The 13,236-nt window shown below is 65.8% G+C and carries 9 protein-coding genes; 3 read left to right on the top strand and 6 right to left on the bottom strand.

Annotated elements, in window-relative coordinates; translation table 11 throughout:
• Entirely contained in the window at nucleotides 1-2,082 is a 2,082-nt protein-coding gene (locus tag ACLE20_RS10745; RefSeq protein ID WP_410940509.1) for a response regulator, read from the bottom strand.
• A gap of 351 nt (nucleotides 2,083-2,433) precedes the next feature.
• Between ACLE20_RS10745 and ACLE20_RS10740 the strand changes: the two genes are divergently transcribed.
• On the top strand, nucleotides 2,434-3,204 hold the full coding sequence (locus ACLE20_RS10740) for a CDP-alcohol phosphatidyltransferase family protein (protein WP_410940282.1): 771 nt from the start codon (nucleotides 2,434-2,436) through the stop codon (nucleotides 3,202-3,204).
• An 11-nt stretch (nucleotides 3,205-3,215) separates the two neighbouring features.
• On the opposite strand, the gene ACLE20_RS10735 is transcribed toward ACLE20_RS10740, so the two are convergent.
• Nucleotides 3,216-4,136 carry a lysylphosphatidylglycerol synthase transmembrane domain-containing protein gene (locus tag ACLE20_RS10735; RefSeq protein WP_410940281.1) on the bottom strand — a complete coding sequence of 307 codons (921 nt, stop codon included), beginning with the start codon at nucleotides 4,134-4,136 and terminating at the stop codon, nucleotides 3,216-3,218.
• A gap of 184 nt (nucleotides 4,137-4,320) precedes the next feature.
• On the opposite strand from ACLE20_RS10735, the gene ACLE20_RS10730 reads away from it, so the two are divergent.
• Nucleotides 4,321-5,913: a sulfatase gene (locus tag ACLE20_RS10730; RefSeq protein WP_410940280.1), complete on the top strand. Its 1,593-nt coding sequence runs from the start codon at nucleotides 4,321-4,323 to the stop codon at nucleotides 5,911-5,913.
• Between the two features lie 21 nt (nucleotides 5,914-5,934).
• Here ACLE20_RS10730 and ACLE20_RS10725 read toward each other — a convergent pair whose 3' ends face one another.
• The 4 genes from ACLE20_RS10725 to ACLE20_RS10710 are packed head-to-tail and all read right to left on the bottom strand — an operon-like array spanning nucleotide 5,935 to nucleotide 11,934.
• Nucleotides 5,935-7,059 carry an ATP-binding protein gene (locus tag ACLE20_RS10725; RefSeq protein WP_410940279.1) on the bottom strand — a complete coding sequence of 375 codons (1,125 nt, stop codon included), beginning with the start codon at nucleotides 7,057-7,059 and terminating at the stop codon, nucleotides 5,935-5,937.
• Complete coding sequence (locus tag ACLE20_RS10720) at nucleotides 7,056-7,628, bottom strand: chemotaxis protein CheB (protein WP_410940278.1); 573 nt, start codon at nucleotides 7,626-7,628, stop codon at nucleotides 7,056-7,058. Before ACLE20_RS10720 ends, ACLE20_RS10725 begins: the two co-directional genes overlap by 4 nt.
• The gene (locus ACLE20_RS10715) at nucleotides 7,625-8,464 is read right to left on the bottom strand and encodes a CheR family methyltransferase (RefSeq protein WP_410940277.1); all 840 of its coding nucleotides are present in this window, start codon (nucleotides 8,462-8,464) and stop codon (nucleotides 7,625-7,627) included. Before ACLE20_RS10715 ends, ACLE20_RS10720 begins: the two co-directional genes overlap by 4 nt.
• A complete protein-coding gene (locus tag ACLE20_RS10710) occupies nucleotides 8,461-11,934 on the bottom strand; it encodes a response regulator (RefSeq protein WP_410940276.1) in 3,474 nt (1,157 codons plus the stop codon). Before ACLE20_RS10710 ends, ACLE20_RS10715 begins: the two co-directional genes overlap by 4 nt.
• A gap of 488 nt (nucleotides 11,935-12,422) precedes the next feature.
• On the opposite strand from ACLE20_RS10710, the gene ACLE20_RS10705 reads away from it, so the two are divergent.
• On the top strand, nucleotides 12,423-13,211 hold the full coding sequence (locus ACLE20_RS10705; RefSeq protein WP_410940275.1) for an inositol monophosphatase family protein: 789 nt from the start codon (nucleotides 12,423-12,425) through the stop codon (nucleotides 13,209-13,211).
• Nucleotides 13,212-13,236 lie beyond the last annotated feature (25 nt).

Below are 13,236 nucleotides of genomic sequence, written 5' to 3'. Positions count from 1 at the left end.
TCAGCCGCCGTTGAGCAGTTCGCCAACGCGGCGGGCAAAGGCTTCCGACGCAAAGGGCTTGGTGATCACCTGCATCCCGCGCTCGAGATGACCGTGGTTGAGCACGGCATTTTCCGCGTATCCGGTGATGAAGAGCACGTTGAGTTCCGGCCGCTGCACGCGCACCGCGTCGGCAAGCTGTCGGCCATTCATGCCGTTCGGCAGGCCGACATCGGTGATCAGGAGGTCGATATCGGGCCGCACGGTGAGGATCTTCAGCGCCGAGGGGCCGTCATCGGCCTCCAGCACGGAATGGCCGAGCTCCTCGAGGATTTCCACCGCCACCATGCGCACAAGGGGCTCGTCGTCGACGACGAGGATGGTGCTCTGGCCCGCCGCCGGTTCCGGTCGGGCCAGATCGGCGGCCACCTCCGCCTCCACCCCATCGCCGAAATGGCGGGGAAGATAGATGCAGATCATCGTGCCCTTGCCGACTTCCGAATAGATCCGCGCCGCGCCACCCGACTGGCCGGCAAAGCCATAGACCATGGAGAGGCCAAGCCCCGTGCCCTGGCCGATCGGCTTGGTCGTGAAGAAGGGATCGAAGGCACGCTCGACCACATCCGGCGGCATGCCTGTGCCCGTATCGCTGACGCAGAGCGAGATATATTGCCCCGGCGCCACGCCGCGCTCCTTGGCGGCGCGCTCGTCCAGCCAGCGATTGCCGGTCTCGATCGTCAGGCGCCCGCCGTCCGGCATGGCGTCGCGGGCGTTGATGCAGAGATTGAGCAGTGCATTTTCCAGCTGACCGACATCGACGAAGGCGGTCCAGAGCCCGCCGGCGGCCACGGTTTCGATCGCGATCCCCGGACCGACACTGCGGCTGATCAGATCATGCATGTCGGCCACGATCCGGTTGATGTCGGAGGGCTTGGGATCGAGCGTCTGGCGGCGGGAGAAGGCGAGCAGGCGCTGAGTCAGGCCGGCGGCGCGCTTGACCGCCGACTGGGCGCCGGTCAGGTAGCGGTCGATATCGCTCAAGCGCCCCTGGGCAAGCCGCGTGCGCATCAGGTCGAGACTGCCGGAAATGCCGGCGAGGATATTGTTGAAGTCATGCGCCAGGCCGCCCGTCAGCTGGCCGACGGCTTCCATCTTCTGCGCCTGGCGCAGCGCCTCCTCGGCCTGAAGCAGTGCGGCGGTGCGCTCTTCCACCCGGTGTTCCAGCGTGTCGGTGAGCGCCCGCAGCGCTGCGATCGCCCTATCCCGCTCCGCCTCCATGGCGCGGCGCCCCTCAATATCGAGCAGCACGCCAGGAAAGCCGAGCGCCGATCCGTCCGCCGCCAGGTCCACTCGGCCGTTCGCCTCCAGCCAGTAATATTTGCCATCCCCGCGGCGGGTGCGAAACTGATGGGCATAGGGACCGCCGCGAGCAAGCGCGGCCCGGATCGAGTCGGACAGCCCTGCCTGATCATCGGGATGGACCGCGGAGACGACATGGTCGAGGCTCAACGGCGTGCGGCTCAGCGCGGGGTCGAAGCCGAAGGCGGCGGCGAAGCCTTCGTCCACGGTAAAGCGGTCGGCCGGCACATCCCAGGACCATGTGCCGATGATGGCGCCGGCGGCAAGCGCCAGCTGCACCCGCTGCACGTTTTCGCGCGCCAAGGCCTCGCTCGCGCGCAGCGCATCCTCGGCCTGGCGGCGGGCGGTGATGTCGCGGAAGAGGACCGAGACCTGGCGCAGGCTCTGCGGCTCGACCCGGCTGGCCGAGACCTCGATATGCCGGCCGATCGCCGCGAATTCCTGCTCGAACCGCACCGTCTTGCCGGTTCTGAGCACGCCGCCATAAAGCTCGAGCCAGACATCGGCATTGTTCGGCTCGATCTCGCGCAGGCGCTTGCCGACGACATCGGGGATGCCGGTCTGCCGCTCATAGCCGGAATTCGCCTCGATATGCAGGTAATCGCTGAGCGGACCATGCGGCCCGTCGATGAATTCGATGATGCAGAAGCCGTCGTCGATCGCTTCGAACAGCGCGCGCCGCGCCGGATCCTCGCTCGAGACCGGCTGCGGATCGGCGCCGTCCTCGGCCCTATCGCCGCCCATCGCGGCCAGCCGGGTACGCAGCTCCAGATATGCGGTTTCGAGCTGCGCGCGCGTCAGCGTGGCGGGGTCTTGGCTCAAGGTCGGGCCTCTTTTGTGTCAGTGTTTCCTTAGCAAGAAGACCGGTGGGGCAAAAGTCCGCGCGGCGCGCTGAGGAACAAGAAAGACCTGTTCCGCAAGGCAAGGTGAACCAAGCCTTGCGCGGCCCGGCAGCGCTGGTCAGAATAAGGGTGACCCCTCCTCCTTATGGAGGCAGCAACCAGACATAGCGATGATGACAGGCCTAGATTCGGTCGGGAAAGATCAAGCGAGACGGCACCGGCCAGGTCGGGTTTGCAGGCTCGTGCTCTGATCATGGTAGTGCAGGGCGGGACGAGACGGAAGAACGAGGGCGGAGCAGAAGCCGCGCTTCAGGCGGATGCTCAAGGCACGCTCTTCTGGCTGTTTGCGGGAACGGGCGTCGCGGCAGGACTGGCGACCTGGCTGCTCTCGCTCGGCTGGCTCTTCGTCGTCAGCGCGCTTCTGCCGCTCGCCCTGATCTACACGCTCGCTCTGCGTGGCCTCGACGATCATCCGCATGCGCGTTTCGGCAAAGCAAATGTAATCACGGCGCTTCGCGCAGCCATGACCTGTCTCGTTGCCGCCGCCCTTCTCTGCCTCGATGGCCTGGCGGACCAAGCGCCGGCGATGTGGGGTCTTGCGGCCTTCGTTCTCGTCGCCTTGGCGCTCGATGGTGTGGACGGGGCTCTCGCCCGGCGCTCTGGACTCGACTCGGCTTTCGGCGCCCGCTTCGACATGGAGGTCGATGCCTTCCTGATCCTCGTCCTCTCGGCCGGCGCGACGCTGCTCGGCAAGGCCGGGCTCTGGGTGCTGCTGATCGGGTTGCTCCGCTATGCCTTCGTGCTGGCCGGCTGGCTTGACCCGCGGCTCACGCAGCCGCTCTTTCCATCCTTCCGGCGCAAGCTCGTCTGCGTCGTGCAGATCCTTTGCCTCTGTCTCCTCCTGCTGCCGGTGGTCGTCCCCCCGCTCTCGACCCTGATCGCGGCGGCCGCTCTCGTCTCGCTCCTCTGGTCCTTCGCGCGCGACACCCTCTTTCTCCTGCGCCAGGCCGCGCGTTCGGTCTGACAGCGGCCGGCTCAGCTGCGCTGGTTCCTCCGCCGCAACGCCTGCCAGACGAGTAGACCGAGGCCGGGAAGGGCGCCGGCGAGAGACAGCGCGCCGTAAAGGAGGCTTGCTGCCAGACCCTGCGCGGAGGTGGATCCGAGGAGCGGCCAAAGCGCCATCGCCGCCGCCTCCCGCGTGCCCCAGCCGCCGAGGCCGGATGGGATCAGCATGGCGAGGAGGGCGAGCGGGATGATGGTCAGCAGGGCTTCGAGCGGTAGAGGCGCGCCGACCGCCCGGCTGGCGATGAAGAATGTCACCCCATAAAGGGAGACGACGAGCAGGCTGAGGCCAAGCTGCACCGCCCAGGCTCCATCTTTCACAAAGACCTGGGCGAGATCCCGCGCGGTCGCAGCGACGAAGGCGGAGCGGCGCACGGCCAGCCGCAGCGCGAGAATGACGGAAAGCAGGACGATGAGCGCGCCGAGCGTCAGCGGTCCGGCGCCGAGCGACAGGTCCGGCGGCGCGACCATGCGGGGCCAGAAGAGAAGGCCCGTCAGCGCGACGAGAAGGAAGGCACCCTGGCCGGACAAGCGCTCGAAGAGCACGGCCTTGGCCGGCGCCTTCCATCCACCCGCCCCGCCTCCGCGCAAGCGGTAGGCGCGCAGCGCATCGCCGGCCATGCCGCCGGGCAGGCTCAGATTGAGAAGGCTCGCCACATAATATTCCCCGATCGCGCGTCCGAGCGAAATCTCCTGGCCGAGACGCGCCGCCGTGAAGCGCCAGCGCAAGGCCGAGAGCCAGATCTGCCCCTGGACCAGCGCCAGACCGGCGGCCACCGATGCCATCGAGACCTGTGCCAGCGCCTGGCGAAGGGCAGCAAGATCCACCGTCAACAGGAGCCAGCCGGCAAGGACGAGGACAAGCAGCGGCGCGACAATGCGGAGACTGGACAAAGGCAGTGACTTTCGTCTCTCTATCGGTCTGGCTTAGACATGGGCCGCCGCTGGCCGATCCCTCCAGCGCGCATGTCAAACCGTTCCACCTGCCGCGGTCGTGCCCTCCGCCCTTCGGGCCTGGGGAAGACGATCTCGGCCGTCATCGAAGATCAACCCCTGGGGGCTGAGGGAGTATCAGGGCATGATCCAGGGCCGGGTTTTGACCCTTGGCAGCGTCGTCATTGTCTCGCTCATCCTCATCCTCGTCGTCAATCTCCCGGATCGTCCCGATGCCGTCACGGCGGCGGCCTTTTTCCGCCTGCCGCTCGAATGGCCGATGACCCTGCTGCTGCTGCTGAGCGGACCGGCGATCACGCGACAGCTTTCGGCCTGGCTCGCCGGCCTGTCGATCGCGGTGGTCCTCGTCCTGAAACTCGCCGACCTCGGCGTGCAGTCCGCGTTCCAACGTCCCTTCAACCCCTATCTCGACCATCGCCTGCTGAGGAATGTGGCGAGCGGCGCGCTCGGCCTGCCGCTGGCGCTCCTTGCCGTTGCTGCTGCCTTGGCGATCCTCGGCCTTGTCGTCGCCCTGGCGATCCTGGCCGCCCGGCGGCTCTCGACTTTATCTTCGCCCCTGCGCCGGCCGCTGGCGATGGGTGCCGGCGCGCTGGCGCTGCTTGGCCTCTTCGGCCTTGCCCTGCCCCTCCCGATCGTCGAGGCGCGGATGCCTGCCTATCTGGCGGAGCGGCTCGCCCTGATGGTCCGCTCGGCCGAGGACATGCGGCGGTTCGAGGGCGAGCTTGCCGCCGGGGTCGGCCCTGCGAGCGGCACCGGGCTTTTCACCGGGCTCGCCGGAAAGGACGTCATCCTCGTCTTCGTCGAATCCTATGGCCGCTCCGCGCTTGAGGATCCGCGCTACCGGGATCGAATGGGCAAGCGCCTCAGCGCGGTCGAGACCGAGCTTTCCGAAGCTGGGCTTGCTTCGGCCAGCGCCTGGGTCACCTCGCCGACGGTCGGGGGCTTGAGCTGGCTCGCGCATGGCACGCTGCTCTCGGGCCTGTGGATCGACAGCCAGACGCGCTATGAGCGATTGATCCGGAGCGCGCAGCCGAGCCTCAACCGTCTCTTTGCCGAGGCCGGATGGCAGAGCGTCGCCGTCATGCCGGCCATCACGCAGGCCTGGCCGGAGGCTGCCTACTTCGGCTACCGCCGGGCCTGGACGGCCGGCGACCTCGGCTATCGCGGCAAGCCGTTCAACTGGGTGACCATGCCGGATCAGTTCACGCTGTCCGCCTTCGAGCGGCTGGTGCGCAGGCCCGCCCAAGCGGCGGGGCAGCGGGTCATGGCGGAACTGGCGCTGGTGTCGAGCCACGCGCCCTGGACGCCCGTTCCCCGCCTGATCGACTGGGCAGCGATCGGCGACGGCCTGATCTTCGACGAACAGGCGACGAGCGGCCCCTCGCCGACCGAGGTCTGGGCCGATCCAGAGCGCGTCCGCCAGCATTACATCGCCACCATCGATTATTCGCTGGAGACGCTCGGCAGCTATATGGCGCGTTTCGGCAAGGATGCCGTTTTCCTGGTGCTCGGCGATCATCAGCCGGCCGCGATCGTCACCGGACCGGATGCCTCCCGCGCCGTCCCCTTCTCCATCATCACCGCCGACCGCGCTCTCCTCGACCGCTTCCGCGCCGATGGCTTCGAACCCGGGCTGCGGCCCTCACCCACAGCGCGCGAATGGCGGATGGATGCGCTGCGCCAGCTTCTGATCGACCGCTTCTCCGCCGCGCCATAGGCAATAGCCACAGGAAGACGGTCAGCGCGGCAGGGAGAGCTCGAAGGTGGCGCCCTTGCCACGGCCGGGGCTGGAAACGCTGATCGTGCCGCCATGCAGCTCGACCAGCTGCTTGACCAGGGCGAGCCCGATGCCGAGCCCGCCGCGCGCATGTGCGAGGTGATGATCGACCTGGGAGAAGAGGTCGAAGACGCCGCGCATATCCTCCGCGCTCAGCCCGAGCCCGTCATCGACCACGCGCACCAGGATGCAGCCTTCCGCGGGAATGATTGCCGCTTCGAGATGACCGCCGGGCGGCGTGTACTTGGCGGCGTTGTTCAGCAGATTGGCGATGCACTGCGTGATCCGCACCTCGTCGGCAAAGATCAGAACCGGATCGTCGGGCAGGTCGATTATCAATGTATGCTGCTTGGCGTCTATGTTCTGGCGCGCCATGGCGACTGCGGCATGGAGGGATTCGCGCAGGTCGAACTCATCCCTGCGCAGCTCGATCTTCGCCTGGGTGATCCGCGAGATATCGAGGAGATCGTCGACCAGGCGGACGAGATGAGCCATTTGGCCGTCCATCAGGACCTTGATCTCCTCCGCCTTCGGCCCGTCCGGCCGGCGACGCAGGAGATTGAGCCCGCCCTGCAGGGCGGCGAGCGGATTGCGCAGCTCGTGGGCGAGGATCGCCAAAAACTCATCCTTCTTCCGGTCGGCCAGCTGCAGGGCCTGTGCCTGAGCCGCAAGAACATCGCGCTGCTCGGCGATCATCTGCCGCTGGCGAAAGATCTCGAAGAACACCTCGGTCTTGCTGCGCAGGATATCGGGCTCGATCGGTTTCTGGATGAAGTCGACCGCCCCCGCCTCGTAGCCCTGGAAGCGGCGCTCGGCGCTATTCGCACCGGCGGTGACGAAGATGATCGGGATGCGCTTGGTCCGCTCATTGCCGCGCATCAGTTCGGCGAGCTCGAAGCCGCTGAGGCCGGGCATTTGCACGTCGATCAGCGCCAGGGCCACGTCGTGCTGGAGAAGCAGCTCCAGCGCCTCGTCGCCCGAGCGGGCCTTGAGCAGCAGCAGCTCGTCCCGGCGCAGCAGAGCCTCCAGCGACAGGAGGTTCTCCGGCAGATCGTCGACGAGCAGGAAGGTGACCGGCTTGTTCATGTGGCGAGACTCGACAGGTGTGAGGCAATCTGCGGGAGGGGGAGAACGCAGGCCTCGGGGCAGGCGGCGAGCGCCGCCTCGGGCATGGCGCGGGCATAGGCACCCTGCGGATCCTGGACGATGGCGACGCCGCCGGCCCGGACGATCGCCTGCAAGCCCTTTGCGCCATCCTGATTGGCGCCGGTCAGCACGATGCCCACCAGCCGATCGGCAAAGACATCGGCCGCGCTCTCGAAGGAGACGTCGATCGACGGGCGGGAGAAGAGCACCGCATCCTCGTTGGACAAGGCGATCGTCTCCTGATCCTCGATCAGCATGTGGTAATCGGGCGGCGAGACATAGACGGTGCCGGCGCGAACCGGCTCCTTGTCTTCCGCCTCGATGACCCGCAACGCGCATTTGGCATCAAAGATTTCCGCCAGAACGCTGCGCTTGTCGGGCGGCAGATGGACGATGACGAAGATCGGCCAGGGAAAGCCGGCATCGAGCGCCGGCAGGATGAAATTGAGGGCCTCCAGCGCGCCGGCTGAAGCGCCGATGACGACCGCACCCGCCTGTCCGCCGCTCATGATCCGGTCCTCTGATAGATCTTCTCTTCGCGCACGAAGTCGCGGAAGGCGGCCGCATGGGCGGAGAAGCGCAGGGTTTCCTTGGCGCCGAGGCCGAGAAAGCCGTAGCGCGGCAGCGAATCCTTGAACAGGCCGATGGCGCGATCCTGCAGGTCGCGATCGAAATAGATCATGACATTGCGGCAGGAGACGAGCTGCATCTCGCCGAAGACCTGATCGGTGACGAGCGAGTGATCGGAAAAGACGACGTTGCGCCGCAGGCTCTTGTCGAGCAGGCAGCGATCATAGCCGGTCTGGTAATAGTCGGAGAGCGAGGTGCGGCCGCCGGAGAGCCGGTGATTTTCGGTGAACAGCCGGACGCGATCGAGATCGTAGACTCCGGCCTCGGCCTGGGCCAGCGCATCCGGATTGATGTCGGTCGCATAGAAGATGGTGCGCTCCTCCAGACCTTCCTCGCGGAAGAGGATGACGAAGGAATAGAGCTCTTCGCCGCTGCTGCAGCCGGCAATCCAGACCTTTAGCGACGGATAGGTCTGCAGATGCGGCACGACCTTCTCGCGAATGGCGCGAAAATAGGAGGGGTCGCGAAACATCTCGCTGACCTGAACGGTGAGGAAGCCCAGGAGATGCGGCAGCATGGCGGGATCGTGCAGCGCCCCCTCCTGCATGGCGGAGATGGTGGCAAAGCCCAGCTGCTCGCGCGCCTGGCGCAGCCGCCGGCGGATCGACGACATGGCATAGCTGCGGAAGTCGTAGTGGTATCGATGGTAGAGCGCCTCCAGCAGCAGCCGGATCTCGATGTCTTCCACCTTCATCGTGTCGGTCGTCTCGTTCATTGCGGCATCCAGACGCGCACGAGCGAGAGAAGCTTCTCCACATCGAGGGGCTTTGCCATGTAGTCATTGGCGCCCGCCTCGATGCAGCGCTGCTGGTCGTCCGGCATGGCCTTGGCGGTCAGCGTGATCACTGGGAGCTTCTTGAACTCCGGCATCTTGCGGATCATCCGCGTGGCGGTGAGCCCGTCCATGACCGGCATCATCACATCCATCAGGACGAGATCGATCCGCCGGTCCGGCTGCGCCAGAGACGACTGCAGCATCTGCAGCGCCTCCTCGCCATTGCGGGCGATCTCGATCAGCGCGCCGCGTGGCTCCAGGATGTTGGTGAGCGCATAGACATTGCGCACGTCGTCCTCGACGACCAGGATCCGCCGGCCTTCGAGCAGCGCATCCCGGTTGCGCGCCTTGCGGATCATTTTCTGTTGCTCGTCGGGCAGTTCCGACACCACCTGGTGCAGGAACAGCGTCACCTCGTCGAGCAGGCGCTCCGGAGATTTTGCGCCCTTGATGATGATCGACTTCGAATAGCGGCGCAGCTTCTGTTCTTCCTCCGGCGTCAAGAGCCGGCCGGTATAGACGATGACCGGTGGGAAGGAGTGCGTGCTGTCTTGGCTGATCGTTTCGAGCAGCGAATAGCCGGATGCATCCGGCAGCGAGAGATCGAGCACCATGCAGTCGAAGGTCTGTTCCTTCAGAAGGGCCAGACAGTCGGCGGCCGTCGCCGCCCCCACCGTTTCCACCTCCGGCGAACCGATCAGCTTGGCGACCGCATCGCGCTGGATGTCGTTATCCTCGACGATGAGCACGCGGCGGACATTCTGGGTGATCTTCGCTTCGAGCGAGCGGAACACCCCGACCAGCTGATCGCGCTGCACCGGCTTCAGCGCATAGCCGACCGCGCCGAGCGACAAGGCGCGCTCTGTATAGTCGTCCCCCGAGATGATGTGGATCGGGATATGGCGGGTGCGCACATCGCGCTTCAGCCGGTCGAGCACGGACAGGCCGGACTGGTCGGGCAGGCCGATATCGAGCACGATGGCGCTCGGCATGAACTGCCGGGCAAGCTCGAGCGCCTCCTGCGCCGTGCCGGCGTGCAAAGCCTGGAAATTAAGCTCGCGGGCAAGATCGCGCAGGATCATGGCGAAGGACTGGTCGTCCTCGATGATCAGCAGCTTTCGGCCCTGTTCACCGCTCTGCAGGCGGTCATCCTCCAGCACCCGGAAGGCGCGGGGGCGGGGAACCGGCGCTTCCGCCTCGCTTCTCGATGGAGCCTGCGAGGTAGGCCTCTGAGCGGGCGGGATTGAGGGAAGTGGCGCCGGTAAGGGAGGCCGGCCGGCTGCCGGGACCACCACTGTGGCATCGAAGACCTGGGGCACGACGATGGTGAAGGTGCTGCCGGCGCCCGGCCGGCTCTGCAGGTGGATCGAGCCGCCGAGCAGGCGAACGAGCTCGCGGGAAATCGACAGGCCGAGACCGGTGCCGCCGAACTTGCGACTGATCGTTCCATCCGCCTGATGGAAGGCATCGAAGATGCGGCGCTGCTGCTCCTCGGCAATGCCGATGCCGGTATCAATGACAGAGATCGCCAGCTGCCGGTCGCCGGTCGGGCGGATCTGCATGGAGACGCTGCCCTTCTCGGTGAATTTCAGCGCATTGGCGAGCAGGTTCTTCAGCACCTGTTCCAGGCGCTGCGGATCGGTTTCGACCACCGCTGGCGCGTCCTCCGCCACCTCGATCGTGAAGTCGAGCCCCTTGTTCTTGGCCAGCGGTTCGAACATGTGGCGCAGCGTGTTGACCGTTCGGTCGATCAGCACCGGCTCCGGCCGCACTTCCACATGCCCGGCCTCGATCTTGGAAAGGTCGAGAATATCGTTGATCAGGTTGAGGAGATCATTGCCGGAGGACTGGATGGTCTGGGCGTATTTGACCTGTTCCGGCGTCAGGTTTTCGTCCGGATTGTCAGCGAGCAGCTTGGCGAGGATCAGCGAGGAATTGAGTGGCGTGCGCAGCTCATGCGACATGTTGGCGAGGAAGTCGGACTTGTACTGGCTCGCCTGCTCCACCTCCTGCGCCTTGAGCTGGATCGCCTGATTGGCGCGCTCCAGATCGTCGCGCTGGCGCTCGAGCTCCTGGGCCTGTTCCTCCAGCTGCGAATTGGTCTGTTCCAGCTCGACCTGCTGCTGCTCGAGCCGGCTCTGGGATTCCTTCAGCGCCCGGCCTTGCTCTTCCAGCTCCTCATTGCCGACGCGCAGCTCCTCGCCCTGCACCTGCAGCTCCTCCGCCTGGCGCTGCGTCTCGCGCAGGAGTTTTTGCAGCGCTGTGCGGAACTCGGCCGAGCGAATGGCCGCGGCCATAGTGGCGGACGACTGTTCGAGAAGCTCGAGAATATGGTCGCCGACCGGCCGCAAAAAGCCGAGCTCGACGATCGCCTTCAGCTCGCCATCGATGCTGGCAGGCGCCAGGCTGAGATAGCTGGGCGCCTCATGGCCGAGACCGGACCCGAAGCGGATATAGCCCTCCGGCACGGCGCCGACGACGATCGGCCGCTGATCCTGAACGACATGGCCGAACAGCCCATCATTCGGGGCAAGCCGTTCCGGCACGGAGGCTTCGGTCGGCACGCCGAATGTGGCGCTGCGGGCAAAGCCCTGCTCATCCTTGATATAGACGAGTCCCGCGACGGCCCCGACATAATCGGTGAGGTATCGCAGGATGTTCTCGCTGAGTTCGTCCGTCGTCTTGTCGCCCATCAGCGCCTGACCGAGGCCGACCTGGGCCTGCTGCAGCCAGGCCTGGCGCCGGCGCGTCAGCGTCACGCGGCGCAACAGGAAGCCGATGAGCACGGTCAGCATCAGCCCGAGCACACCGGTCAGCACGACGAAGCCGAAGGCGGTCTTGTAGGCCGCGCGCATGTCGGCGAGCCGGATCGCCCGCTGATTGGCTTCCTCGGCCCGCATGTCGGCAATCGTCGCGCGGATCGCGTCCATGGCGTTCTTGCCAAGATCGGAATTGACCAGATCGATGGCCGCCTGGGCGTTGCCCGCCCGGCGCAGGTCGATCGTGCGGGTCAGCTCGTCGCGCTTCACGGTCAGCTGACCTTCGAGATCGCTGAGGCGCCGACGCTGGACCGGATTCTCCGCCACCAGCGTCGCGACCTCCGCCAGCTGCTTGCGGATCTGGCCCTGCGCGCGCTCGAAGGGTTCCAGGTAGCGTTCGTTGCCGGTCAGCAAATAGCCGCGCTGGCCGGTTTCTGAATCCTGGACGTCGGACTGCAAGAGATCGATGGCGACGATCACATTATGGGTCTGCACGACGCGGCTGTTGTTCTCCCGCAGCGAAGCGGTGGTGGAAAGCAGGGTTGCCGTGCTCACCACGAAGAACAAAAGCGCGACCGACAGGCCGATGGCGACGATCGGATCAAGACCGAGCCCGCGCGTCAGGCGAGCGGCGGCATCCTTCCTGTGCATGTCTCTGCAGTCCCTATTCACAAAACTAGGCCGGCCTGTGCGGCGCCTTATGGTCTTTATGCGCAACGCAAAAGTTTAGTAAGTCAAAAACGCCCGAAAGCCGTGCCTTCTGCGGCCGTGGCGAATGCGCGGCGCGAGACCGCACGGGAAGAAGACCACCACGCCATGTCCGAAGCCCTTCGGTCGATCCACCACCACGACGCTGCGCCTCGAAATCAATTGACGCGCCGCAGCCGGTCAGATCGCAGGGCTGACATAAGAGCCGGCGCTGCCGCGGCAATGTCTGGCGGGGTGACAGAAGGCTTTTCCTTTGCTTGAGGGGTGATCGCAAAGGAGCCTCGCTTGCAGGGAGGCCGAGAACAGCGCCTTTATGAACAGAGTCTTAAAAACCTGTCATGGACGCGTCACGCCTTTCGTGCAACGGCTACGATGCTGGATCTCCGGTCAACGGCCCCCTCCCAGCCGTAGCCCATCAAGAAGGACCCGTCATGTCGCACGACCTCGACACCCGCTTCGCGCTTGCACAGAGCCTCGCCCGGAAGGCCGGCGCGCTGGCGCTCGACTATTTCAATCGTCGTGAGACGCTGATCATTGAAACCAAGCGTGACGCGCAGGATGTGGTCTCGATCGCCGATCGAGAGGTCGAAATGCTCATTCGCGGTGCCGTATCGGACGCGCATCCAGAGGATGGTTTCCTCGGCGAGGAATATGGGCTGACGCCCGGCACGTCCGGTTATAGCTGGGTGGTCGATCCGATCGACGGCACCAGCCCCTTCGTGAACGGGATGCCGAACTGGTGCGTCTCGATCGCCGTGCTCCACGAGCGCCAACCGGTGATCGGCGTCATCTATGCGCCGCTGTTCGAGGAGCTCTATGCTGGGGCGGTCGGCAAGGGCGCAACGCTGAATGGGCGGACGCTGACGCTCGATCCGACGCGCACGATCCGCAATGCGCCTACCGGCCTTGGAGCCAATGGCCATGTCACTCCGGCCTTCGTGGCCGGCATGGTGGAGTCGCTGCTGACCGCCGGTGGCACATTCATCCGCAACGGATCCGGCGCACTGATGCTCGCCTATGTCTCGGCCGGCCGGCTGGTCGGCTATCACGAGCCATACATGCATGCCTGGGACTGCTTAGCCGGCTATTGCCTCATCAAGGAAGCGGGCGGCTGGCACCAGCCATTCCCAGCGGACGACGACCAGATCACCCGCGGCGCGCCGGTCCTGGCCGCTAGCCCGGGCGCGGTAGACGACCTCAGGGCGATCGCCGGTCTTTAAAAAACTGGTCTCCTCGGCGGCATCG

Source organism: Rhizobium sp. YIM 134829, from assembly GCF_046546455.1.
This window is presented reverse-complemented; position numbering and strand designations above follow the sequence as displayed.

Bases quoted from the DNA above. Each gene is read 5' to 3' on its own strand.
- ACLE20_RS10725 (WP_410940279.1), bottom strand. From the start codon at position 7,059: ATGAACAAGCCGGTCACCTTCCTGCTCGTCGACGATCTGCCGGAGAAC.
- ACLE20_RS10730 (WP_410940280.1), top strand. From the start codon at position 4,321: ATGATCCAGGGCCGGGTTTTGACCCTTGGCAGCGTCGTCATTGTCTCG.
- ACLE20_RS10740 (WP_410940282.1), top strand. From the start codon at position 2,434: ATGGTAGTGCAGGGCGGGACGAGACGGAAGAACGAGGGCGGAGCAGAA.
- ACLE20_RS10745 (WP_410940509.1), bottom strand. From the start codon at position 2,082: ATGGGCGGCGATAGGGCCGAGGACGGCGCCGATCCGCAGCCGGTCTCG.
- ACLE20_RS10715 (WP_410940277.1), bottom strand. From the start codon at position 8,464: ATGAACGAGACGACCGACACGATGAAGGTGGAAGACATCGAGATCCGG.
- ACLE20_RS10705 (WP_410940275.1), top strand. From the start codon at position 12,423: ATGTCGCACGACCTCGACACCCGCTTCGCGCTTGCACAGAGCCTCGCC.
- ACLE20_RS10720 (WP_410940278.1), bottom strand. From the start codon at position 7,628: ATGAGCGGCGGACAGGCGGGTGCGGTCGTCATCGGCGCTTCAGCCGGC.
- ACLE20_RS10710 (WP_410940276.1), bottom strand. From the start codon at position 11,934: ATGCACAGGAAGGATGCCGCCGCTCGCCTGACGCGCGGGCTCGGTCTT.